Source organism: Rhodococcoides kyotonense (assembly GCF_900188125.1).
Lineage (GTDB): Bacteria > Actinomycetota > Actinomycetes > Mycobacteriales > Mycobacteriaceae > Rhodococcoides > Rhodococcoides kyotonense.
This window is the reverse complement of the sequence record NZ_FZOW01000002.1, coordinates 1-21201: the sequence shown is the minus strand read 5'-3', so window position 1 is coordinate 21201 and position 21201 is coordinate 1. Positions and strand designations below refer to the sequence as shown.

Genomic DNA, 21201 nt, shown 5'->3' with positions numbered 1-21201 from the left:
TCGTTATGACTCACATCACAATGCGCTGTAGCACCTGTCCTGCGGACGCGGAAAACTACGTGATCAACTACGCGGTCGAGGCTGAAGGCCTGTTCTTCGAACGATCACACCGCCCAGACTGGGACTGCCCACTTTCGAGGACTGTCGAAGTACATGCCCGGGGCCTTACGTTCACGTCTGTTCCCGATGAAGCAAAGGACGCATTCTCATGACCGACACCGCCATCGATCCAGCCCATTTCAGAACTGTGCTCGGCGAATTCTCGACGGGTGTCGTCGTGGTCACGAGCATCGACGACGCCGGTGCACCCGTCGGCATGGCCGTCGGCTCGTTCTCGTCCGTGTCCTTGGCACCACCCCTGGTGGCGTTCTTCGTGGCGCACACCTCGACGACGTTTCCGAAGATCCTGGCCACCGGCCGCTTCTGCGCGAATATCCTGTCGCACGACCAACAGACCGTATGCAAGGCCTTCTCGCGCTCGGGCGGAGACAAGTTCGACGGCGTCGAGTGGAGTCGGTCACCGGGCGGCGCACCGTTGCTCGACGGGGTGCACGCGTGGATCGACTGCACCATCTCGTCGGTTCAGCGCTTCGGCGATCACGACCTCGTGGTCGGGCAGGTGGACGAGCTCGACACGGCAGGGAGCGACGGGTCCCCGCTGGTCTTCTACCGGTCCGGGTTTCATGCACTGACACGCTCGTGAGTGTTTATGTATAGAGGGCTATATGTGCTGTCTACATAGATGTGAGACACGATGTCTACATAGATGTGAGAGTCGATTCTAGGCGGCGGGGGCGTGGAGTTGTCCTTGGTATCGCTTGTCGCGGTCGAGGTGTAGGTGTCCGAGAACATCGCCGGTGAGCCGGAAGACGGTGACGTGGTCGCCGTTGCGCAGAACGGTGACCTTCATGCCGGCGTGTGCTCTACCGACCGAGACCGTGGAGTGGCCGACACTGATGACACCGGAGTTCGAGACGCTGTGGTGTCCGATGGTGGCGTCGAGCTGACGCGGTAGATGTTCGGGTCCTCCGAGCATCGCCGCGTTGGCCCATGCCTGCGCTGGAGGCATGTTCACTGCACTATGGCGACGTTCGGTGTTGTGGAACTGCTGGTAACGATCGCAGGCCCTCTGCAAGGCGGCCTGGGTGGCGGGGCGGTGTGGTTGTCGGTCGAGCCATTGTTTGAAGGTGCGGTGGTGTCGCTCGACTTTGCCGTTGGTCTGCGGGTGGTACGGACTCGAGTGGATCAGCCGCGCACCGGACTCGGTGACGAAGCGGGTGAATTGTGATTGCGCCCCTTTGGTGCGTTTGGCTGTGAAGGCGGTTCCGTTGTCGGACAACACCATTGCAGGTATCCCGTAGTCGTCGAATGCCTTGTTGATCGCGGCGACAGCGGCCTTGGCTGTCTCTGCATCGGCGACGAGTGTGGCGACCAGGGTGCGGGTGCAGTCGTCGAGAACTTCGAAGACCGTTGCCTTCGCGCCGCCCGCGAGGATCACTTCTGTGGCATCGATCTGATAGCAGTCTCGGGGTCGGGCGTACTGGAATCGCTTGTAGGACGATTTGGGTCGTTTCTTCGGATTCGATTCCAGTAGTCCGTGGCGGCGCAGGACTTTGTTGATCGTCGAGCGAGGCGGGACGTGCCAGCCTTTGGCGGACCAGCCCTCTCGCTGCGCGACTGCTTGGAGTTGGTAGTGGATGTTCTCGGCGCCGTTGTCGCCCTGCAGTTTTCCGCGCCATTCCACGATGGCTTCCTCGACCTCTACAGGGGTTCGACGTGGGCTCGAGTGCGGCCGGCGGGATTTCGGTTCCCACCGGCCGTCGAGTTCGATGCGTTGTTTGTGTCGGTAGAAGGTGGCGGTGGAGACCTCGTTGCGTTCGCACCACCCTTTTGCACCTCCGGCGCCGAAGACCGACGCCGGATCCACTTGCTCCACCACGACCGCGATGAGGACTGCATCGAGAAGTTGCATGAGGGCTGCACCTTTTCTGGCCATAAAATATTCCATAGCCGGTTCAGGTGCCCCACGCCTACGAAGCCAGCACGCGTGTCTCAGATGTCGGTGGACATACGACTCTCATATGTCTGTGGACTGGACATATAGAGGGCTATACATAAACACTCACGAGGGGGTTTAGATCTTCATCTCACCCATCTCACTCCACCCCGTCGCGTCGATGGACTGACTGATGATCTGGGGCGTGGAGGCGAGGCCCTTGGGCAGTTCGTCCATTGCCTTCTTGAAGTGTTCGCTGTTCACGTGGGCACCACCCGCGTCGCCGTCGCGGAAGGCTTCGACAAGGACGTAGACGTTCGGCTCTTCGAGGCTGCGTGACCAGTCGAACCACAGGTTTCCCTCTTCGGCCCGAGTCGCTGCGGTGAATTCGGCGACGTGCTCCGGCCACCGTTCGGTCCAGTCGGGCTTCGTCTCGAACTTGACGACGATGAAGATCATGGCGTACTCCTCAGGGGGTCAGGATTGCGCGGCCACGAATGGCGCCTGCGTCGAGATCGTCGATGGCACTTTGGAAGTCGTCGAGCGCATACTTCACGGTGTGCAGCACCACCGATCCTCGGGCGGCCAACGCCATCAGGTCGCACAAGTCGTTGTAGGACCCCACCAGATTACCGATGATGTTGATCTCGGACGAGACGATGTCGATCGTCGGCACGTCGATGTTCTCCCCGTACCCGACGACGTAGTAGTTGCCCGCCTGACGCAACATCGCGACGCCTTCTTTCGTCGCACCGCCCTCACCGACGAAATCGATGACGGCCTCGCCACCGTTGCCGCCGGTCAGCTCCAAAACCTGGTCGATATGCGTTCCGTCCGCGACGATTCCATGGTCAGCGCCGATCGACTTCGCGAGTTCGACGGCAGCAGCATTGCGATCGACGACGACGATCTCCGCCGATGTCAACGACTTCAACACCTGAATTCCGATGTGGCCCAATCCACCTGCCCCGATCACGACGACTCGGTCCCTCGGAGTCAGATGCCGCGACGCCTTGGCCGCCGCGTGGTAGGCCGTCAGGCCTGCGTCGGCGAGCGCTGCGACGTCGGCCGGTTCGAGCGAGTCCGAGATCTTGACGACGCTCCGCGCGGACGTCTTCAGGTACTCGGCGTAGCCACCGTTGGTGTCGATTCCGGGGAACTGGTTGACCTCGCAGTGCACGTCGTCACCGGATCGGCATGCGCGACACAGGCCACACGTGATGAGCGGGTGCACGATGACCTTGTCCCCCTCCTTCACGTTCGTCACCGCGGATCCGACGGCGTGCACCCATCCGGCGTTCTCGTGCCCGATCGTGTACGGCAACTGGACGTTCGACTTCTCGGCCCACTGGCCTTCGAGAATGTGCAGATCGGTTCGACATACCCCTGCACCCCCGATCTTGACGACGACGTCGAAAGGCCCTGTCGGCGTGGGGATCGGTAGCTCGGCCATCTGCAGTTTGTCGTGATAGCCCACGACCTGTACTGCTCGCATCGTGCTCATAGGTTGCCTCCTAGAGGGCGTCGACCGTCGTACGGTCAGGGTCGTCGTAGCGGGTGCGCAGAAGCCCGCGGCAGAAGTGCGCGTTGCCGTCGATCGAGATGCGCGTCGAACGCGCGCGGCGCAGTGCAAGCGGGACGTCGATCTCGGCGTAGTCGTTGCCGTCGTGGTCGACCATGACAAGGCTGTCGGGCGACACAGGCAGTCCGATGATGCTGCGGCGCTTCATCAGTGCGCGAGTACACGCGTCGTCGGGCAGCTCGCCCAATACCACCGTGCCCATCTCGGCCATCTCTCGTGACGGATCCTGCCGAAGCAGCCCGGTCAAACTCCTCTCCATCGCTGCCACATGGGCTTTGCGTTGGAACGTGATTCGAAGTTCGTCCAGATTCTCCTCCGCCTCGTGTGCGAACGTTCCACGGTATCCGGCATCGGCGGCAAGTCCTGCATTGATGATCTTCGAGTCGTGGTGGTCGATCAATTCGACTGTGACACTGCGTGTCCACGGCAGCGCCGTCAGAACATCCTTGGCATCGGACGCCATCAGATAGGCGAAGTTGGGTGCGCAGAACGACGTCGGCAACCGCAGTTGGACCAGAACATCGGAGGCCGACGACACGATCAGCGAATGCACGAAGTCGAGATCGGTTATCGGCTCGTCCAATTCGGGATCGACGACGGCATCCAACGCTCGAAATGCCTCTGTTTCACGTGAATCCGACATCTCAAGCACCGACCAGGTTGTCACCGGCCGCCCGATCCGCACCGCGTGGCCCGACGGCGGGCTCGTCCGCATCGGCGAGTTGCAGATCGGCGGGTACCTCGATGTCGTACATCTTCGCGGCGTTGAGCCCGAGCACCTTCTTCTTCTGATCGAGCGTGATCGGTGCGTATTCGCTCAGCTCCTCGGGAATCTGGAAGTCGACGAACGATTCGATCAACCACCGCGGCGTCCACAACGCGTAGTCCGACGAGAACTGGATCCGATCCTCGCCGAGCCAGTACAGAAGTTCACCCATGATCTGCGCGAAGTACTTCGGGCGTGTGTGGATGAACGGCATCGCGACGGCCAGACCTGCGTGGACGTTCGGCTCCTGCGTCGCGATCCAGCAGAAGTCCTCCAGCCTCGGAAGCCCGCAGTGTTCGACGACGAAATTCAGATCGGTGAAGTCGGTTGCGATGTGGTCGACGTCGGCGACGTCGAAGGCATCGCGGTCCAACGGCCGGATGGTCGGCCCCTTGTGAACGTGGATGTTCCTGATTCCCAGTTCGCGGCATACCTCGAGATAGCGCCGCGTCCAGTCGTCGTCCAGCTTGTACCCGCGGGAATCGCCGTGCCACTCGGCGGTGTAGAGCTTGACGCCCTTGAGTCCAAATCTCTCCGCGTCGGCGCGCAGCTGATCGAGTCCGCGCTCACCGTTGCGCGGGTCGAAGTTGTGGTTGTAGGTCAGCAAACCGGGGTGCGCCTGCGTCAACGCCCACGCTTCCTCGGTCTGACCGAATCCGTTCACGTAGAACTCGCCCAGGTGCGCCGGCTGAAAGATCGCGTGGTCGACGTAGCCGTCGATGAACAGATCCTTGATCAACCGCTCGCCGCCCTGGTAGAGGTACTCCTCGTACGTCCACAGCTCCGATTCCGGTGACAGATTGCGGTGGTAGTCGTAGAAGCAGTCGATGAACTGCTTCCCATGGATGTTGCGCAGGTTCTCGGGACGGGCGTCCCAGAGAGCCACGTGCGCGTCGACGATGAAGAAGCTGTCGTCACCCTTTTCGTACATGTCGAACCCCTTCCAGAAGTGACCGGCGCCACAGTTCGTGACTAGACGGTAGGTCGCGGAAAGGTCGTCGGGCAGGTTTCTGCCGTCTCAATCTGAGACGCGGAGAATTCGCGAACGCGATGTAACCTGAGTCACAGGATTGCTGTCGACGCACGAGGAACTCGCTTGTCAGACCACCGACCGGATAGACGCGCCTCATCCGGCCAGATCGTGAGCAGGGACGCCGACCTCGTCCCGAAGCGGCTTCGCGCGTCGTGGATTCGCAGCGAGCGCTACGGGGTGTCAGCAGACGCCGTCGAGCCGGTGTTCGCCGGCACCGAGCCGCCCGAATCGTTGTTTCACGAGTGCGGCAACGAGGTACTCGCCGACCTTCACCGCACGATGGAGTCCGAGCCCGTCGGCATGATGCTCACCGACTCCGAGGGTGTCGTGCTCAGTCGCGTGAGCGGTGATCACAGTCTGCTGCGGGCGCTCGACGTCGTGCATCTCGCGCCCGGATTCGGATATTCCGAGCGGGAGGTCGGCACCAACGGCCTCGGTCTCGCGCTTGCCGACATCACTCCGACGCTCGTGCGTGCCGACCAGCACTACTCACACAGCCTGACGGGTTTCACCTGCGCGGCGGCACCCGTCGTCGACCCCGTGACCGGCAAGCTCGAAGGCGCGGTCAATCTGACGACGTGGTCGGACACGTCGAGCAACCTGCTTCTGACTTTGGCCAGATCGGCTGCGAGCACCATCTCGAGTTCCATGTTGACGCGAGGGTCGCAGCGGCACGCCCGCCCGCCGTCGCGTCGTAACCTGTTTCGGATCGAACACCCGTCGTCGGTCGGCGGCCTGGAACTCGGCCAAGCCTGGTCGGAGGCGCTGACGATCGCAGCGACCGCGTTGGCGGCCGGCTCGGTCGTCGCGGCAGTCGGGCCGCCGAGCACCGGTCGCGCTACTCTGCTGGCCCAAGCTGCCCGACGCGCATTCCCGCGCCATCGGATCTTGTCGGCCGCAGCTCCCGATCTGGCCGACATTCAGGCGTGGCTCGATCTGTGGTCGTTCGAGGTAGGCAGATCGGACACGGTGGTAGTTCTCCGCGATGTCGACACACTCCCTGCGTACGCCGCCGGGCAGCTTCGAGATCTCCTGTTCGGAGCAGGAGGCACCGCGATGCCCGTGGCGATGAGCGCCGAGACCTATCACGACGTGCCGAGCGTCCTGGCGAACATGGTGACAGCCGTTGCGTCGGTGCCGCCGCTGCGAGACCGGCCCGACGACGTCCTGCCGCTGGCACGGCATATGGCGTCGACCTTCCGTGGACGTGAGGTGCAGTTCTCCCGCGCCGCCGAGCAGGCTCTCCGCAACTACGACTGGCCTCACGATGCAGCCGAGTTGGCCCGAGTGATCACGCGTGCCGTCAACCGGTCCGACGTCGTCGACACTCACGTCCTTCCGACCGAGATCCTCGCCGGGCCTGCGCGAAGACTGTCCTCGATCGAGGCCTTCGAACACGGCGAGATCGTCCGTGTCCTGTCGTCAGGGCGTCTCACGATGCAGCAAGCAGCGACACAACTCGGAATGAGCCGGGCGACGCTGTACCGGAAGATCGGCTACTACAAGATCGACGTCACGCGGGGCGAATGATTCAAATCCAGCGGCGGGGGTTATCCGCTCGCCTATGACTGCGAAAGAACCCGAGAATCATTCCGACGACGAGCCGAAGGGCGGGCGGCCCGGGCCGACCGACGAAGGCAAGGACGGCGGCATGGCCACGCGTGAACTGGCGCCCGAACTCGCCGAGGACGACGACTGACCCGTCCAGCGCGCCAGTACGGATTGCCAGTCTCCCGACGCACTGGCACCCGCCCACGCGACGTACCCGTCGGGACGCACGAGCATCGCTGGGCCGTCGTCCCGTCGGTAGGTCACGTGGCCGGCGAAACCGGCTGCTCCTGAATCCTTTTCGAGGACGAGCACGAAACCGGGGCGTCGAAGATCTTCGAACAGACGGCCGGTCGCCGTCGGGACGTCCGGCGCCCGGGTTCCGACGAGGCGATGCTCACCACGGCGATGACCGTAGGCGATACCGACGCCGGAGAACATCACCGCGATCTTCGACGCGAGGCGCGGTCTGCGCAGCACGGTGTCGACGACGGTATTGCGCATCCTCTTCGCAATCGACGACTGCACCAACAGCATCCGCATCGTCCCACCCGACATCCGAATCACCCTCTTACCGACCGGGTATCGCTCCACGTGATACGTGTCGAGCACCGTGTCGTCGGCCCCGTCGATCACGGCAGCCAATTTCCATCCGAGGTTGAGCGAGTCCTGAATTCCAGTGTTCATTCCCTGCCCGCCCGCGGGTGAGTGCACGTGCGCCGCATCTCCGACGAGGAAGACCCGTCCGGTTCGATACTGGTTCACTTGCCTTTCTTCACAACGGAATCGGGACGTCCACCGTACTTCCTGCCATCCGTAGTCGGTGCCCATCGCACGGACCAACACGCTACGCAGCACTTCTTCGTCGATCGGATCCTCGTCCTCGGACTCGTCGTTCCGATCCCACGCGACGACGCGATACCAGTCGCCACCGAACGGTGCGACGAACGCGAAACAGTCCTTGCCTGCGTCGACATTGACGAGTCCGACAGGCGGGTCGGTCAGTTTCACGTCGGCCAGCATGATCGACCTCAGCAGTGCCCGGCCGTGGAACTGCTGGCCCGTCTTCTCTCGCACGATGCTCCGCACTCCGTCGGCACCGACGACGTACGACGCGCGCCAGGACACCGGCGTCCCGTCGCACTCTACGGCCGTGACGGTGACGAACGATTCGTCCTGCTCGATGGCGGTAACGGTCACGCCCCTGCGCACGTCGGCGCCGACGTATGTCGCGTGCGTCTCGAGCAACGAATCCACGTTGGTCTGCGGCGTCGACAGCAGGAACGGGAACGGTGACGGCAGAACGCTCATGTCGAGGTACGTGTCGTCCCACAGTTTCAGCGCGTCGACCCGCGCGCCGGTCTTCAACAGATCCTGAGCCAGTCCGCGAGTGTCCAGCACTTCGAGCGTTCGTGCGTGCACACCGAACGCCCGACTGAGCGGCGACATCGCCTCGTGTTTCTCGAGTACGACGACAGACTTTCCGAACGACGCCAGCTCGCCCGCGATCATGCATCCGGCGGGTCCGGCTCCGACGACCACTACGTCCACGGTGTCCATGACGACCTCCACATTGCAGTCAACAGTTGTTGACTAAAACGGTATGCCTCGACGATGCGAAGGTCAACACTTGTTGACTATGATCGACGGCGTGGCAAGACCCAGATCCGCGACCGCGACCCGTGCAGCGATCCTCGACGCCGCTCGTACCCGCTTCGGAAACGACGGATACGAGCGCACCACGATGCGCGCCGTGGCAGGCGACGTCGGCGTCGACGCAGCGATGGTCGTCCGGTACTTCAAGACCAAGGACGCACTGTTCGCGGAAGCCGCGAGCTTCGAGTTGCACCTGCCGGACCTGCACGGCATCGCCGCTCGGGACCTGGCGTCGGTGCTGATGCCCAGGTTCTTCGACATCTGGGAAGCCGACGGCACGTTCCTTGCGTTGCTACGCGCCGCAGCGACGAGTCCCGTTGCAGCACAGGCGATGTTGGAGGTGTTCGCTTCTCAGGTAGCTCCCGCGCTGAGCACCATCACCCCCGATCGGCACGCAGAACGTGCGGCGCTCGTCGGATCACAGATCCTCGGACTTGCGTTCTCCCGCTACGTTCTTCGCGTCCCGCCGTTGGTGACGATGAGCCACGACGACATCGTCGACTGGGTCGGACCGACGCTCACCCGGTACCTGACCGGCTAGATCTCGCGACACATCACACCTGCGCCGGGAATGCGCGTCGGGACCAGGCTGCGATGCCCAACCCACAGGCGATGACGGCCGCCGCAACCCATGCCAGGTTCGAAACACCCACTGCCGGAAGCAGAGCCGCACCGATCGCGGCACCGCCTGCAATACCGATGTTCGACGTCGCATTCACCCACGCGCCTGCCATTTCCGGCGACGTCGCGTGGGTACGGACCGCCGCGGACTGGTAGATCGACGGCACGCCGCCGAAAGCCCCGTTCCACAGTGCTGCCGCGATGACGACGGCGATCAGCGACGGGTGCGCCGATCCGACGGCAAGCACTCCGACGAGTACGACGGACAGAATCACGATCGTCGTTCGACGAGGATTGCGATCGAGCATCTGACCGGCGAACCACAATCCCGCCAGACCACAGGCGCCGCAGATCAAGAGCAGCGGTCCGATCGACGAATCACTCACTCCTGCAGCGAGAAACAGCAGACTGATGTAGGTGTAGAGAATGTACTGGCCGATGTAGGTCACGGCATTGGACGACACGACCGCGGTCAATTGACGTCGGCCTGCACCCACCCCCTCGGGGCGTTCCGGAGTCTCGGACGACACCGACGGCAGAAATCTTGCCACCAACACCAGCGTGATCGCCGACGCCACCGCGAGAATTCCGAATGCAGATCGCCAGCCGAGCGCAGTACCCAACGACGTCGACACCGGGACCCCGAGCACGAATCCGACCGAGGCTCCGCCCGTCGCGAGCGCCAGCGCTTTGCCGACCTGCCCCCTGTCGACGAGGCGAGGCGCATAGCCGATGCACAGCGAGAAGAACAGTGCGTGCGCGGCGCCGCCGACGGCACGACCGCACACAACCACCGCGAACGTGGGTGCGAGAGCCACCACCGCATTGGAGACGACATATCCCACGATCGTCGCCAGCAGCAACGGCTTTCGCGCGAGCCTGCGCGTGACGATCGTCAGCGGCACGGCCAGAAGCGCAACCATGCCGGCGTAGAGACTCACGAGGAGACCGGCCGTCGACTCGGCGACGCCGAACCCGGATCCGATCGACGGAAGCAAGCCGACCGGGAGCATTTCCGTAGTGACAGCCAGGCACGACGCGAGCGCGAGGGAGATGAGGCCGGGCAGATTGGCCCGAACGGTTCGAGGAACCGTGGTGGTCGTCGTCATGCATGACGAATATACTCAGCTGTCGAGTTTATTCAAGTGGGATGATGACCGCGATGACGCGACCACAGGACAACACCGCCGCACGCTGGTACGGAGCTGCGCAGCTCGTCGGCCTCGTACGCGCCGAACCGGGCATCACTCGCGCCACCGCAGCGCAGCGACTCGGTATCAGCAGCGGCGGAGCCACCGACCTCGTCGCCCGTCTCAAGGCCCACGAACTGCTCGACGAGATCCCCGCCCCCAGCAGAGGCCGAGGCCGTCCGACGACCGTGCTGCAACCTCACGCCCGCGGACCGCTCGTGATTGCCGCGGACCTGCGTCCGAAGGACTGGCGCTTGGCCATCGCCGACATCGGCGGACAACCCGAATTCATCACTCGCACTCCGCTGGAATCGCCGGACCCCGCACAACTGGTCGACGAGGTCGCGTCGGCGATACGCGAGGCTCACGACCGTGAACCGGGTCGAATTCGCGCGGTGTCGGTCTCGGTCGCCGGAACCGTCAGCGATGACCGGCTGGTTCAGTTCACGCCGCGCGGGTGGTCCGACGTCGACCTGAGCCCGCTCACCGCCGATCTCCCCCGGCACCTCGACATACCGTTGCTGATCGGCAACGACGCGACCCTCGCCGGTTTGGCCGAGGCCAGAACAGGCGCCGCGCACGGAGCAGGCACCGCGTTGCACTTGATGATCGGCGTCGGGCTGGGTGGCACTCTCGTCGTCGACGGCCATCCTGCGATGGGTGCGCACGGCGCCGCGGGAGAGTACGGCCACATACCGTTCGGCGACCCAACACGGTTGTGCCCCTGCGGCGCTCGGGGATGTTGGGATCTGACGCTCGACGGCCGCGCGATCGCGACTCACCTCGGGGAGGACCCACCGGTCGATCCTATTACGTACGCACGGAACGTGCTGGCGAACACTGTGCCGGACAAGCGAATTCGCGACGCGTTCGACGCGGTCGCCACCTCGATCGGGCGCGGAATCGCAGGCCTCGTCAACCTGCACGATCCCGACGTAGTCACACTCGGCGGGCTCGCGCCGTCACTGCGGGCGGCCGCGTCGACCAGCTTCGAGGCGGCATACCTACAGGGGCTCATGGCTTTTCGAAAGAATTCCGCACCGCCTGTTCTTGACGGTGTGCACGGCGACGACGGCCCACTTCACGGCGCGATCGCCATCGGAATCGATCACATCACGTCGGAATCGTCGCTCGCGGAGTGGGCGCGGCAGTAACTATTTGTCCGGGTCGTGGCCCCAGTTCATCAGCGAATACCGCCACGGCGTATCGGTGACGTCGCCCTTCGGCTTCTGCGCCGAATGCCGGTGGACGTATCCGACGACCTTGCGCATGTGCTGGTAATCGTCGTCGGACAGATCCGCTTTCTTCGTGTGCAGAATATCGACGATGCGTCGGCCGCTCTCGTGCCCCGTCGACTCACCGCCGCCGTTCTTCTGCCCGACTTCCTTCGATTCGTCGGTCTTCAGGAACTTCTCGATCTCACTCGCAGTCATGTTGACCGCGTCCTTGAAATCCCGGTACGTGTCCTCGTTGTCGTCGGCCATGATCCTAGGACTTCTTCTTCAACGCGGACGGCTTGTGTACAGCGTCGTTGCCGGACTTCTCGCTCTCGACGCGGTACTGCGGCTCGTCCTTCGACGCTTTCACCGTACGGCCTGCGGCTTCGGTCTCGGAGGTGATCTTCTCCTTCACCTCACCCTCCGCGGTGCTGCCGTGGCTCTTCCATTCGACCTTGTCGCCTTTGTGGAGATCGTCTTTGCTCATGGAGTCCGGCCTACCCGGCGGCAGGCAAATCTACCCATCTGTTGTGCGGTTTCGGGCCTGCGAACCGCACATCAGGTGGGCAGATTTCGCACCGCCTCGCCGAGCCGGGCCGCCTGCAACGCCAGGTGACGACGCTCGGCGAGGTTCGACGCTTCCCTGGCCGCGTCGGTGTACAACCGCGCGGCCGACGCGAGATCCCCCGCCTTTTCGTGCAGGTACGCCTCGGCCGCTGCGTGACGCGGAACTGCAGGGGCGACGGCGCCAAGAGCGGCGAGACCTGCTGCTGCCCCGTAGGCCTCGCCGATCGCAACGGCTCGATTGAGCTGCACGACAGGGCTTTCCGTGACACGCGACAGCTCGTCGTACCACTCGACGATCTGCACCCAATCCGTCTCCTCGGCACGCTGCGCGTCGGCGTGGAGCGCCGCGATTGCCGCCTGAGCCTGGAACTCGCCGAGACGGTCTTTCCGAAGTGCTCGCTGCAGGATGTCGACGCCGTCGGCGATCATCGCCGTGTTCCAGAGGGAACGGTCCTGTTCGGCGAGCGGAACAAGCGTTCCGTCGGCGCGGGCGCGGGCAGGGCGTCGGGCATGATGCAGCAACATCAACGCGAGCAGCCCCTCGGTCTCCGGGTCGTCGGACATGTCGTTCAGTTGTCGCGTCAACCGGATCGACTCCGACGCCAGGTCGACGTCGCCGCTGTACCCCTCGTTGAAGATCAAATACAGCACCCGTCGAACCGTCGTGGGATCGCCGGGTTCGTCGAAACGGACGTCGGTGACGGTTTTCTTCGCCCGACTGATTCTCTGAGCCATCGTCGACTTGGGCACCAGGTACGCCGCGGCGATCTGCTCGGTCGTCAGGCCGCCGACGGCTCGCAGCGTCAGCGCGACCGCCGACGTCGGACTCAGCGACGGGTGTGCACACAGGAAGAACAGGTGCAGCGTGTCGTCGACGGTCTCGGCGGGCCCCGGCATCGGCTCGGCGTCGACGCGTACCTCCCGCTCGCGCCTCGCGACTTCGGACCGATGCGCGTCGAGGAATTTCCGCCACGCGACGGTGACGAGCCATCCCTTCGGGTCAGCGGGAATTCCGTCGGGCCAGCTCTGTGTCGCCTGCAGCAGTGCCTCCTGCATGGCGTCCTCGGCCGTCGCGAAATCCAGCCCGCGACGGACGAGGACACCGATCACCGCGGGAGTGAGCTCCCGAAGCAGAAGCTCATCCATGCCACTCGGTGACGGTCGGAGCCTGACCCATCAGCGGGCGGACCTCGAGCCACTCGTGGATCGGCTTACCATGCGCACCCGGGGCGGCCGAAAGTTCGGCTGCCAGTTCGAGCGCGCGGTCGTAGGTGTCGACGTCGATGATCATGAACCCGGCGATCAAGTCCTTCGTTTCGGCGAACGGTCCGTCGGTGACGGGCGGCTTGCCTTCGCCGTCGTAGCGGACCCATGCGCCCTCGGAGGACAGCGCGGTACTGGCGACGAACTCACCGCTCACTCGAAGTCGCTCGGCGAAATCCTCCATGTACTGCATGTGCGCGTCGACTTCCTGAGGCGCCCACTGGTCCATCGGAACGTCGTTGACTGCCTCGGGAGCGCCGCGGTAGTGCTTCAGGAACAGGTACTTCGCCATGACTTGTCTCCTTGCGATCTCGTACAACCCGTGTCGGCTGCAACCACCCCTGGGACGGAGCCACCGAACCGTTATCGACATGGTTTCAGAAGATTTTCTTTTCGACGCCTGTGACGGGCGAGGTTTTCATACGATCGAGGAGCATTCATGCTCCGGGCGTCGGCGATGATTTTCGGTCTCGGTGCCTGTCGATACAGCGAATACCGACCCGATTCGAAGGTGGAGATGACGATGACAACTCGACTCAATCCGTACCTCAGCTTCCGCGGCGACGCGCGTTCGGCCATGGAGTTCTATCAGAGCGTGTTCGGCGGTGAGTTGAATGCGAGCACGTTCGCCGAGTTCGGGGCGAGCGACGACCCCGCCGAAAAGGACCAGATCATGCACAGCCAGCTCGAGACCCCGAACGGGCTGACGCTGATGGGCGCGGACACGCCCGCGAGCATGCCGTTCGATGTCGGCAACAACGTCTCGGTGTCGCTGAGCGGCGAGGACACCGAGGAGCTGACCGGCTATTGGGACAAGCTCGCGGTCGGTGCACAGAACACGATGGGCCTGAACAAGGCACCGTGGGGCGACACGTTCGGCATGCTCACCGACAAGTTCGGAATCAACTGGTTGGTGAACATCTCCGGATAGCTTTTGCTCGAGGTAGGTTCCTTCATCGACACCCCGTCACTCGGATCGTCCGGCACGTTCCTGCCGGTGAAGGGATCTATTTCTCCATGGCTTCGATCACGTTCGACCGCGCTACACGGCTGTTTCCAGGATCCGACGCCCCCGCGGTGGACGGCTTGGACCTCGAGATCGCCGACGGCGAATTCCTCGTCCTCGTCGGCCCGTCGGGCTGCGGTAAGTCCACCTCGCTCCGCATGCTCGCCGGGCTCGAAGAGGTGAACAGCGGCCGAATCCTCATCGGCGGCAACGACGTCACTCACTCCGAGCCGAAGGACCGGGACATCGCGATGGTGTTCCAGAACTACGCGCTGTACCCACACATGAGCGTCGCCGAGAACATGGGCTTCGCACTCAAACTCGCCAAGGCGAGCAAGGACGAGATTCGCACTCGGGTACTCGAAGCCGCGAAACTGCTCGATCTGGAGCAGTACCTCGACCGCAAACCGAAGGCGCTGTCCGGCGGTCAGCGTCAGCGAGTTGCCATGGGACGAGCCATCGTTCGCCAGCCTCAGGTGTTCCTGATGGACGAACCGCTGTCCAATCTCGACGCGAAACTCCGCGTCCAGACTCGCACCCAGATCGCCCAGTTGCAGCGCAGGCTCGGCACCACCACCGTCTACGTGACGCACGATCAGGTCGAGGCCATGACGATGGGCGATCGCGTCGCCGTGCTCAAGGGAGGCGTTCTGCAGCAGTGCGCGTCGCCGCGTGAGCTGTACCGAACGCCCGTCAACGTCTTCGTCGCCGGCTTCATGGGTTCGCCGTCGATGAACCTGTTCCGTGTTCCCATCGTCGACGGCGGAGTCCGCGTCGGCGACCAAGTGATTCCGGTATCCCGTACGGCGTTGGCGGAATCGTCCGGCTCGGAGGTCGTGGTCGGAGTCCGACCGGAGCACGTCGAGATTTCCGGGTCCGGCCTGAAGCTCGAGATCGACGTCGTCGAAGAACTCGGGTCGGAGGCCTTCGTCTTCGGTCGTGCCGACATCAACGGGTCGACGCAGACCATCGTCGCCCGCGCAGACTGGCGTGACCCGCCGGAGAAGGGGCAGGTCGTGCACATCCGGTTCGACGAGGCGCACGCACACGTCTTCGACGGGTCGGGTGACGGGGTTCGGCTGAGCTAGCGTCGGTGCGGAGCCGTTTTGCTTCGATGGACCTTCGTAGCTATCTGATCGTATGGATGTGACATCCAAGCGGTGGGTGGGGTGGTGTTCCGACGAGCGAATGGCGCCTTCGGTCACTCTGAGTGACCGAAGGCGCCATTCGCTCCCATTTGTCAGACCTTCTGGCCTCCGAGATGCTCGGCGAGGAACTTCTCCACCGCTCGGTAGAAGGAGATGTTGTTCTCCGGGTTGACGAAGCCGTGACCCTCGTCGTCGTACACGAGGTAGTCGATGTCGACGCCTCGCGCACGTAGCTTCTCGACGACGTTGTCCGACTCTGCTTTCACGACGCGCGCATCGTTGGCGCCCTGTGCGATCAGCAGGGGCTTGGTGATGTCGTCGAGCCGCGTGATCGGCGATCGGGCGAGCATGTCGGCTTCCTGCTCAGGATCCGCGGGGTCGCCGACGTACCGGTACCAGTTGTTGACGATGCCTGCACGGACGAACGGCGGCTGCGTATGCATGAAGTTCGCGAGATCGGAGATCCCGACGTAGTCCACAGCTGCCGCGAACACATCGGGGGTGAACGCAGCACCGACGAGCGCAGCGTAGCCACCGTACGATCCACCCATGATCGCGACGCGTTCGCGATCCGCATAACCTTGTGCGACAGCCCATTCGACGCCGTCTATCAGGTCGTCGTGCATCTTTCCTGCGAACTCACCGATCGCGGCCTTGGTGTGCGCCTTGCCGTACCCGGTGGATCCACGAAAGTTCACCTGTAGCACCGCATATCCCCTGTTCGCCAAGAACTGCACGAAGGGGACGTACTTCCAGGAATCGCGGTACCACGGACCACCGTGCACCAGCAGTACCATCGGCAATCCTGCGGGTTCGATGCCGACGGGCAGCGTCAGGTACGACGGCAGCTCCAGGCCGTCACGCGCCGGGATCGTCACCGGGGTCATCGGCGCCAGATCGTTCGGGTCCAGATGCGGGTACGGGCGGAACAGCAATCGGCTCTCGGCCGTCGAATGGTCGTAGTAGTACGTGACCCCGGGGTCACGGTCGTGGGTGAAAGTCACGATCCATTTCTGCCCACTTTCGTCGGAGGACAGGACGCCGATATCGCCGTCGGACAATGTATTCAGATTTTTCAGCACGTCTGCGAAGTCAGCATCGAAAGTATGTATGACCTGGCGTTCCCCGAGGTAGCGCGCACCGATCAGCTCGCCTGTCTTCTTGCTGAAGATCAGCGGTGAGTCGCCCTGCTCGACCGCACGCCGCGACGCATCCAATTCCAGCGTCGGATGACTGTCGACGACGGTCTCCTCGCCGGTATCCAGGTCGACCCGAGCCAGCCGCGTCAGGTCGCTGTCGGTCGTCGACCCGACGTACAGACCCGTGCCGTCGGCGCTGATCTCCGTCGGAGTCACTCCCATCGGGTAGTCGGATCCGTCGAACGTCGTCACATGCTGCACGACGTCGGAATCCTTCTTCCGCCGCGAGATTTTCATGCCGCCTTCATCGGTGACCTCGAACAGAATCAGGTCGCCGCCGACGCCCGCGGTCCAGGTCTTCCCGAGCCCCGGACTCTCACCGATCACCGTGAGTTCGCCTGTCGCGATGTCGAGTTCGTAGAGATCGAACTCCGCGATGTTCCGCGCGTTGAGCAGTAGCGTGAACACGCCCTTCTTGCCGCGTGCCCGCTGCAGTCCGTACACCCGAGCCCCGGGAAACGGTGTCAGGTCGACGGCATCGGCATCGGAGTCGTCGAGATCGACACGAAAGACATGATGATTCTCGTCTCCGCCCGAATCCTGCAGGTACAGAAGCCACCTCGGATCATCCGTCCAGAGATACTCGTGAACACTTCTCGTTTCGTCGGCTGTCACGCAACGAGCTTCGGCGCCGGGAGCATTGTCCTCGACCCACACGTTGAGCCGGTTCTTCCACGGAGCGAGAAAGGCAATCCTGTTGCCGTCCGGCGAGATCGACGCTCCAGTGCGCTCGGGTGAATCGAAGAACTCTTCGAGCGAGATCAGTTGAGGTGCAGTCATGTTCGTCCTTTCGGGTAGTTCGAAGTGCTGACTTCCAGTGTCGTCGTCGGCGCCGAATGATGACAGTGCGCACGTTCATCGGATCCGGTTACACCGTCATCGTCGGGCCATGACTTATCTCATGGCAGCTACAGCGCGCAGCGCGCTCCCTCGGGCGGAGATTCGAGGTCGACCAGGTAGCTGTTCACGACATCGTTGACACAATCACTGGTCGCGGAGTAGGCGATGGTGTGCTGCTCCCCGTCCACCGTCAGCAGTGAGCCGCTTAGTGTGTCGGCCAGACTGACGCCGCCGTCGTATGGTGTGGACGGGTCGCCGGTGATCGAGATGGTCAGCGTGTCGGGAAGCCCCTCGATGTCGGTGGCGTACGGCGTCCCCAGAGTCGGTTCCGTAGGCCAGAATTCGCACGGATCCCGCGCTCCTTCCGGCCCCAGACCTGCATCCGTGAACGGAGCAATCTCTTGGATACGACGCTTGAGCTCGACTTCTTCCTCCGAGCTGTTGCGCTGTTCATCGTTGCAGTTGATCGCGTAGAGCGCGTCGTTGAAATTCGGGTAACTACCGTCGACGTCACGACCGGCGAACGTGTCACTGATCAAGAACAACGTATCGGCTTGTCCCGCTTGCAGTTCTGCGATTCCCCTGGCGATGACGGGCCACACTGTCGAGTCGTAGAGGCCTGACACCACTGCTTCGTACGCGCCGTCGAAACCCATCTGCCGTCCGTCGGCTGTCACTATCGGGGTATCGATGAGCGGTCGAGTCAGGTTCTGAAAATTCTCGACGGCCTTACCTGGGTCGTTGCCGAGAGGGCACTCCGGCTTGGTGGCGCAGTCGGCCGCCATAGCGTCGAATGCGGTTTGGAAGCTCGTGAATTGGTCGATTCGCCGGTCCGCTGTCGTCTGCAGCGGATCGATGCCGCCGTCGAGGACCATCGCGCGAACGTTCTGCGGGAACATCTCGCCGTACACAGCGCCGAGGCGAGTTCCGTAACTCTGACCCAGGTAGCTCAGTTTCTCGTCACCCAGTACAGCGCGCAGAATGTCCATGTCTCGCGCCGCGTCACGGGTACCGACGTTGGCGAGAACGTCCTCACCACCGGACCTTTCGGCGCACTGTTCGACGAGCCCGCGGGCGTCGTCCTCGGACAGTGTTCTCGAACCGGTGAGCACCGTCGTGTAGTTCTCACCCGCTGTGTTGTCCTCGTCGGAGAAGCAATCGATCGCGGGAGTCGACGCGCCGACGCCGCGAGGGTCGAACCCGATCAGATCGAAGTTCTCGGTGAGCGGGCTGTCCGCCCAGGTGGTCGCCGCCGTTGCGGCCATGCTCATTCCAGGTCCACCCGGACCACCGGAGTTCAGAAGCAACGATCCTTTCGGTTCCCCGCGCGCCGGCACCTTGAGAAGTGCGATCTGCGCGGTTCGCGCGTCGGGATCGCCGTAATCAAGTGGTACGTCGACACGTCCACACTCGAACGTCGGATTGCTCGCGAACGTTTCCCTGTCCGTCGTCGTCGTGCCATACCCCTCGCATGGCTCGAAGACGACGTTCTGGTCGTAGAACGCGTGCAGCTGGTCGGAGGGTTCTTCCTCCGGTGGGGACGAACTACAGGAGGCCAGAAGGACAGCCGAGACTGCAGCGAGAACACCCGCAGCGGGTTTGTATCGTGACGTCAGCATATTTCTTGTCGGCTCCGATTCGTGAAAAGCAGTCGATGGGATGCGGTTTCTAGAGGGCTGTCCAGATGGTCTCCATATCCAGAATCTTGTTGCGTCGCAGAGTAAGTACTCGTTCGACAGCAGCGAGTACCCCGGCGACGAGCAATGTAGTGCTGACCCAGACGGGCAGCTGGATCGGTGAAACGAAGGTTCCGAAACGCTCGGCGATCTTCGGTATCTCGGTTGCGGTTTCGAGCGCGAACGGAACAGCCAGAACCAGATTCACGACCAGGATCGCGATCGCCACCCACCCGATCGCTTTGCTCAGTGTGGGGTGACGACGGTCGAGGCGTCGGCGACGGTCTTCCAACGTGCCTCGGACTGGAGTGAGGCGACGCTCTACGCCGTCGTCGCGTACGAGGTGCACCCGCGTGACGCCGTACAGCGAGACCGCAACCTCGATGCGACCGTCCGCCACGGGAATCGAAGCAGGAAGGTCGTGCGTCGAGTCGAGCCATCCATCCTTGTAGAGCTGAACGGTTTCCTCCTCGCCCGCGGTGTCCACCTCGACGGTGTACAGCACCTCGGTGCCGTCCGATGCTGACTGTTCGAGCGTGTACAGATACCGATTCAGCACCTGCCACGGCCTGAACGGTCTCAGTCGCTTCATCGGTTTCTTGTTCACGACTACCAGCGTCGTCGGAATGCCTGAAATATGTCAGTGCGTGCCAGCATCTCTTCCTGTTACACCGTCACGGATCATGCATGACAGATGTCACTGATGCCGTGAATCCTGTTGGTGCTCAGCGAATATAGTCGACCGCATTCGAGGTCTGCACATGCCTGGGCAGCACTGTGAGCGGCACAGGTGGTGCTTCTGTGCCGCTCACGGTGTCTTATTCAGGTGCCTGTTCAGGTGCCGCCGTCGGGTCAGGTGGGCGGGGCGCCGGATCGTTCCGGGTCGAGATACTCACCCGGGTGGTGATAATGATTGACCCGCCCCCGTCGACTGGGATCGACCGTCGCCGGTGCATGCCACAACGTCCGACCAGGATACTGGTGATCGGGTCCGGCTTTCGTTGTCGCCCAATCGGTATCGTCCGGGCCGACCAACCGATGATGCTGATCGCACCCGAACGTCAAATCCTCGATATCGGTGCAACCACCCTTCGCCCACTCGTTCACATGATGCACCTGCGACCACGTCGCCGGCCGACTGCAGCCCGGATGACTGCACCCACGATCGGCAGCCATCAACACGATCCGCTGATCCTTCGAGGCGAGACGTTTCGACCGGCCCAGGTGCAGGGGCCGCCCGTCGTTGTCGAAGATCACCAGGTAGTGATGCGCATGCGAGGCCATGCGGATCGCATCGCGCATCTTCACCATCGACCCGGTCGCGGTGAACGCATGACCAGTCCCCGCTTCGAGGTCCTTCAACGTCATCGTCACCACCGCCGTCACCGGCAGACCCCGATGCTGCCCCAGCGTCCCCGACGCCAACATCTGCCGCAACACGACCTTCAACGCATCATGCTGACGTCGCCCCTGCCCCCGGAGATCACGCACAGCCCGGAGCTCGGCATCGACCTCGGCCCGAGTTTTTTCGGACGTAGATGTCTCCGACTTATCAGCAGGATCGGCATCGGCAGCACCAGGACCGTCGGCATCGGTAGCTGTAGCGGCGGTGTCATCGTCTGGGTCGTCATCCGGGTCGGCAGCATGGTTCGGGTCGTCGAACAGGGTCGGCCGGCCCTGCCCGCCGGCACTGCTGTCGGCCCCGCCGCCATCTGCGTTCCCGGAGTTCTCGTCCGGGTCGTCGTCGGGTCCGTCGACGTCGGGCTTGTCGTCCGCAGGGTTGCACTTGCCGGGCTTGGCGAACTTCGAGAACACCGCCTCCATGTACGCCCGCAGCTCCGCATCGACCACCCCGCTCATCGTCGACAACCCACACTCGTCCTGATGACCGAA

The 21201-nt window shown here is 63.2% G+C and carries 20 protein-coding genes and 1 pseudogene; 6 read left to right on the top strand and 15 right to left on the bottom strand.

What is annotated here, in order from left to right; all coding sequences use genetic code 11:
• Window positions 1–208: 208 nt before the first annotated feature.
• The gene (locus tag CHB96_RS02945; RefSeq protein ID WP_089243117.1) at window positions 209–703 is read left to right on the top strand and encodes a flavin reductase family protein; all 495 of its coding nucleotides are present in this window, start codon (window positions 209–211) and stop codon (window positions 701–703) included.
• Between the two features lie 78 nt (window positions 704–781).
• Here the strand turns inward: CHB96_RS02945 and CHB96_RS02940 are convergent, their stop codons facing one another.
• The 5 genes from CHB96_RS02940 to CHB96_RS02920 form a co-directional block, all read right to left on the bottom strand.
• Window positions 782–1972 carry a DDE-type integrase/transposase/recombinase gene (locus CHB96_RS02940; protein WP_245865181.1) on the bottom strand — a complete coding sequence of 397 codons (1191 nt, stop codon included), beginning with the start codon at window positions 1970–1972 and terminating at the stop codon, window positions 782–784.
• Window positions 1973–2134: 162 nt separating this feature from the next.
• Window positions 2135–2455, bottom strand: a complete 321-nt coding sequence (locus CHB96_RS02935; RefSeq protein WP_089243115.1) for a putative quinol monooxygenase — start codon at window positions 2453–2455, stop codon at window positions 2135–2137.
• Window positions 2456–2465: 10 nt separating this feature from the next.
• Entirely contained in the window at window positions 2466–3491 is a 1026-nt protein-coding gene (locus CHB96_RS02930; protein ID WP_089243805.1) for an NAD(P)-dependent alcohol dehydrogenase, read from the bottom strand.
• A 19-nt stretch (window positions 3492–3510) separates the two neighbouring features.
• Window positions 3511–4221 carry an iron-sulfur cluster assembly protein gene (locus tag CHB96_RS02925; RefSeq protein ID WP_089243114.1) on the bottom strand — a complete coding sequence of 237 codons (711 nt, stop codon included), beginning with the start codon at window positions 4219–4221 and terminating at the stop codon, window positions 3511–3513.
• Between the two features lies 1 nt (window position 4222).
• On the bottom strand, window positions 4223–5275 hold the full coding sequence (locus CHB96_RS02920; RefSeq protein ID WP_089243113.1) for an amidohydrolase family protein: 1053 nt from the start codon (window positions 5273–5275) through the stop codon (window positions 4223–4225).
• Between the two features lie 210 nt (window positions 5276–5485).
• On the opposite strand from CHB96_RS02920, the gene CHB96_RS02915 reads away from it, so the two are divergent.
• Window positions 5486–6907: an AAA-type ATPase lid domain-containing protein gene (locus CHB96_RS02915; protein ID WP_245865180.1), complete on the top strand. Its 1422-nt coding sequence runs from the start codon at window positions 5486–5488 to the stop codon at window positions 6905–6907.
• 177 nt (window positions 6908–7084) lie between these two features.
• Here CHB96_RS02915 and CHB96_RS30025 read toward each other — a convergent pair.
• Window positions 7085–8485, bottom strand: a pseudogene (locus CHB96_RS30025) (FAD-dependent monooxygenase); the annotation flags it as partial.
• Between the two features lie 79 nt (window positions 8486–8564).
• Between CHB96_RS30025 and CHB96_RS02905 the strand changes: the two are divergent.
• The gene (locus tag CHB96_RS02905) at window positions 8565–9122 is read left to right on the top strand and encodes a TetR/AcrR family transcriptional regulator (RefSeq protein ID WP_089243112.1); all 558 of its coding nucleotides are present in this window, start codon (window positions 8565–8567) and stop codon (window positions 9120–9122) included.
• Window positions 9123–9135: 13 nt separating this feature from the next.
• On the opposite strand, the gene CHB96_RS02900 is transcribed toward CHB96_RS02905, so the two are convergent.
• Window positions 9136–10311 (bottom strand): MFS transporter, encoded by a 1176-nt coding sequence (locus CHB96_RS02900; protein ID WP_089243111.1) that lies wholly within the window; start codon window positions 10309–10311, stop codon window positions 9136–9138.
• Between the two features lie 53 nt (window positions 10312–10364).
• Here CHB96_RS02900 and CHB96_RS02895 point away from each other — a divergent pair, with 53 nt between their 5' ends.
• Window positions 10365–11546, top strand: a complete 1182-nt coding sequence (locus tag CHB96_RS02895; protein WP_371828977.1) for an ROK family transcriptional regulator — start codon at window positions 10365–10367, stop codon at window positions 11544–11546.
• Here the strand turns inward: CHB96_RS02895 and CHB96_RS02890 are convergent, their stop codons facing one another.
• The 4 genes from CHB96_RS02890 to CHB96_RS02875 all read right to left on the bottom strand — a co-directional run bounded on the left by CHB96_RS02890 (window position 11547) and on the right by CHB96_RS02875 (window position 13731).
• Window positions 11547–11876 (bottom strand): DUF3140 domain-containing protein, encoded by a 330-nt coding sequence (locus tag CHB96_RS02890; protein WP_089243110.1) that lies wholly within the window; start codon window positions 11874–11876, stop codon window positions 11547–11549.
• 4 nt (window positions 11877–11880) lie between these two features.
• Window positions 11881–12096 carry a hypervirulence associated TUDOR domain-containing protein gene (locus CHB96_RS02885; RefSeq protein ID WP_089243109.1) on the bottom strand — a complete coding sequence of 72 codons (216 nt, stop codon included), beginning with the start codon at window positions 12094–12096 and terminating at the stop codon, window positions 11881–11883.
• Window positions 12097–12167: 71 nt separating this feature from the next.
• Window positions 12168–13322, bottom strand: a complete 1155-nt coding sequence (locus CHB96_RS02880; RefSeq protein ID WP_089243108.1) for an RNA polymerase sigma factor — start codon at window positions 13320–13322, stop codon at window positions 12168–12170.
• The gene (locus CHB96_RS02875; protein WP_089243107.1) at window positions 13315–13731 is read right to left on the bottom strand and encodes a YciI family protein; all 417 of its coding nucleotides are present in this window, start codon (window positions 13729–13731) and stop codon (window positions 13315–13317) included. The genes CHB96_RS02880 and CHB96_RS02875 overlap by 8 nt, the downstream gene beginning before the upstream one ends.
• A 231-nt stretch (window positions 13732–13962) precedes the next feature.
• Between CHB96_RS02875 and CHB96_RS02870 the strand changes: the two genes are divergently transcribed.
• Both CHB96_RS02870 and CHB96_RS02865 read left to right on the top strand, forming a co-directional pair.
• Window positions 13963–14370 carry a VOC family protein gene (locus CHB96_RS02870; RefSeq protein WP_089243797.1) on the top strand — a complete coding sequence of 136 codons (408 nt, stop codon included), beginning with the start codon at window positions 13963–13965 and terminating at the stop codon, window positions 14368–14370.
• 86 nt (window positions 14371–14456) lie between these two features.
• Window positions 14457–15533, top strand: coding sequence for an ABC transporter ATP-binding protein (locus CHB96_RS02865; RefSeq protein WP_089243106.1), 1077 nt, complete (start codon window positions 14457–14459; stop codon window positions 15531–15533).
• Between the two features lie 152 nt (window positions 15534–15685).
• Here CHB96_RS02865 and CHB96_RS02860 read toward each other — a convergent pair whose 3' ends face one another.
• From CHB96_RS02860 to CHB96_RS02845, 4 genes are all read right to left on the bottom strand, one after another.
• Window positions 15686–17572: a S9 family peptidase gene (locus CHB96_RS02860; RefSeq protein WP_089243105.1), complete on the bottom strand. Its 1887-nt coding sequence runs from the start codon at window positions 17570–17572 to the stop codon at window positions 15686–15688.
• Between the two features lie 128 nt (window positions 17573–17700).
• Complete coding sequence (locus CHB96_RS02855) at window positions 17701–19251, bottom strand: alpha/beta hydrolase (protein WP_089243104.1); 1551 nt, start codon at window positions 19249–19251, stop codon at window positions 17701–17703.
• Window positions 19252–19300: 49 nt separating this feature from the next.
• Entirely contained in the window at window positions 19301–19915 is a 615-nt protein-coding gene (locus CHB96_RS02850) for a hypothetical protein (RefSeq protein WP_089243103.1), read from the bottom strand.
• A gap of 245 nt (window positions 19916–20160) precedes the next feature.
• Window positions 20161–21201: HNH endonuclease signature motif containing protein (locus CHB96_RS02845; protein ID WP_141136430.1), on the bottom strand; the 1041-nt coding region annotated here is incomplete at its 5' end.

Coding starts and splice junctions, on each gene's coding strand:
- CHB96_RS02895 (WP_371828977.1), top strand. CDS start 10,365: ATGACGCGACCACAGGACAACACCGCCGCACGCTGGTACGGAGCTGCG.
- CHB96_RS02920 (WP_089243113.1), bottom strand. CDS start 5,275: ATGTACGAAAAGGGTGACGACAGCTTCTTCATCGTCGACGCGCACGTG.
- CHB96_RS02875 (WP_089243107.1), bottom strand. CDS start 13,731: ATGGCGAAGTACCTGTTCCTGAAGCACTACCGCGGCGCTCCCGAGGCA.
- CHB96_RS02940 (WP_245865181.1), bottom strand. CDS start 1,972: ATGCAACTTCTCGATGCAGTCCTCATCGCGGTCGTGGTGGAGCAAGTG.
- CHB96_RS02945 (WP_089243117.1), top strand. CDS start 209: ATGACCGACACCGCCATCGATCCAGCCCATTTCAGAACTGTGCTCGGC.
- CHB96_RS02930 (WP_089243805.1), bottom strand. CDS start 3,491: ATGCGAGCAGTACAGGTCGTGGGCTATCACGACAAACTGCAGATGGCC.
- CHB96_RS02880 (WP_089243108.1), bottom strand. CDS start 13,322: ATGGATGAGCTTCTGCTTCGGGAGCTCACTCCCGCGGTGATCGGTGTC.
- CHB96_RS02885 (WP_089243109.1), bottom strand. CDS start 12,096: ATGAGCAAAGACGATCTCCACAAAGGCGACAAGGTCGAATGGAAGAGC.
- CHB96_RS02855 (WP_089243104.1), bottom strand. CDS start 19,251: ATGCTGACGTCACGATACAAACCCGCTGCGGGTGTTCTCGCTGCAGTC.
- CHB96_RS02865 (WP_089243106.1), top strand. CDS start 14,457: ATGGCTTCGATCACGTTCGACCGCGCTACACGGCTGTTTCCAGGATCC.
- CHB96_RS02890 (WP_089243110.1), bottom strand. CDS start 11,876: ATGGCCGACGACAACGAGGACACGTACCGGGATTTCAAGGACGCGGTC.
- CHB96_RS02905 (WP_089243112.1), top strand. CDS start 8,565: ATGATCGACGGCGTGGCAAGACCCAGATCCGCGACCGCGACCCGTGCA.
- CHB96_RS02860 (WP_089243105.1), bottom strand. CDS start 17,572: ATGACTGCACCTCAACTGATCTCGCTCGAAGAGTTCTTCGATTCACCC.
- CHB96_RS02870 (WP_089243797.1), top strand. CDS start 13,963: ATGACAACTCGACTCAATCCGTACCTCAGCTTCCGCGGCGACGCGCGT.
- CHB96_RS02925 (WP_089243114.1), bottom strand. CDS start 4,221: ATGTCGGATTCACGTGAAACAGAGGCATTTCGAGCGTTGGATGCCGTC.
- CHB96_RS02935 (WP_089243115.1), bottom strand. CDS start 2,455: ATGATCTTCATCGTCGTCAAGTTCGAGACGAAGCCCGACTGGACCGAA.
- CHB96_RS02900 (WP_089243111.1), bottom strand. CDS start 10,311: ATGACGACGACCACCACGGTTCCTCGAACCGTTCGGGCCAATCTGCCC.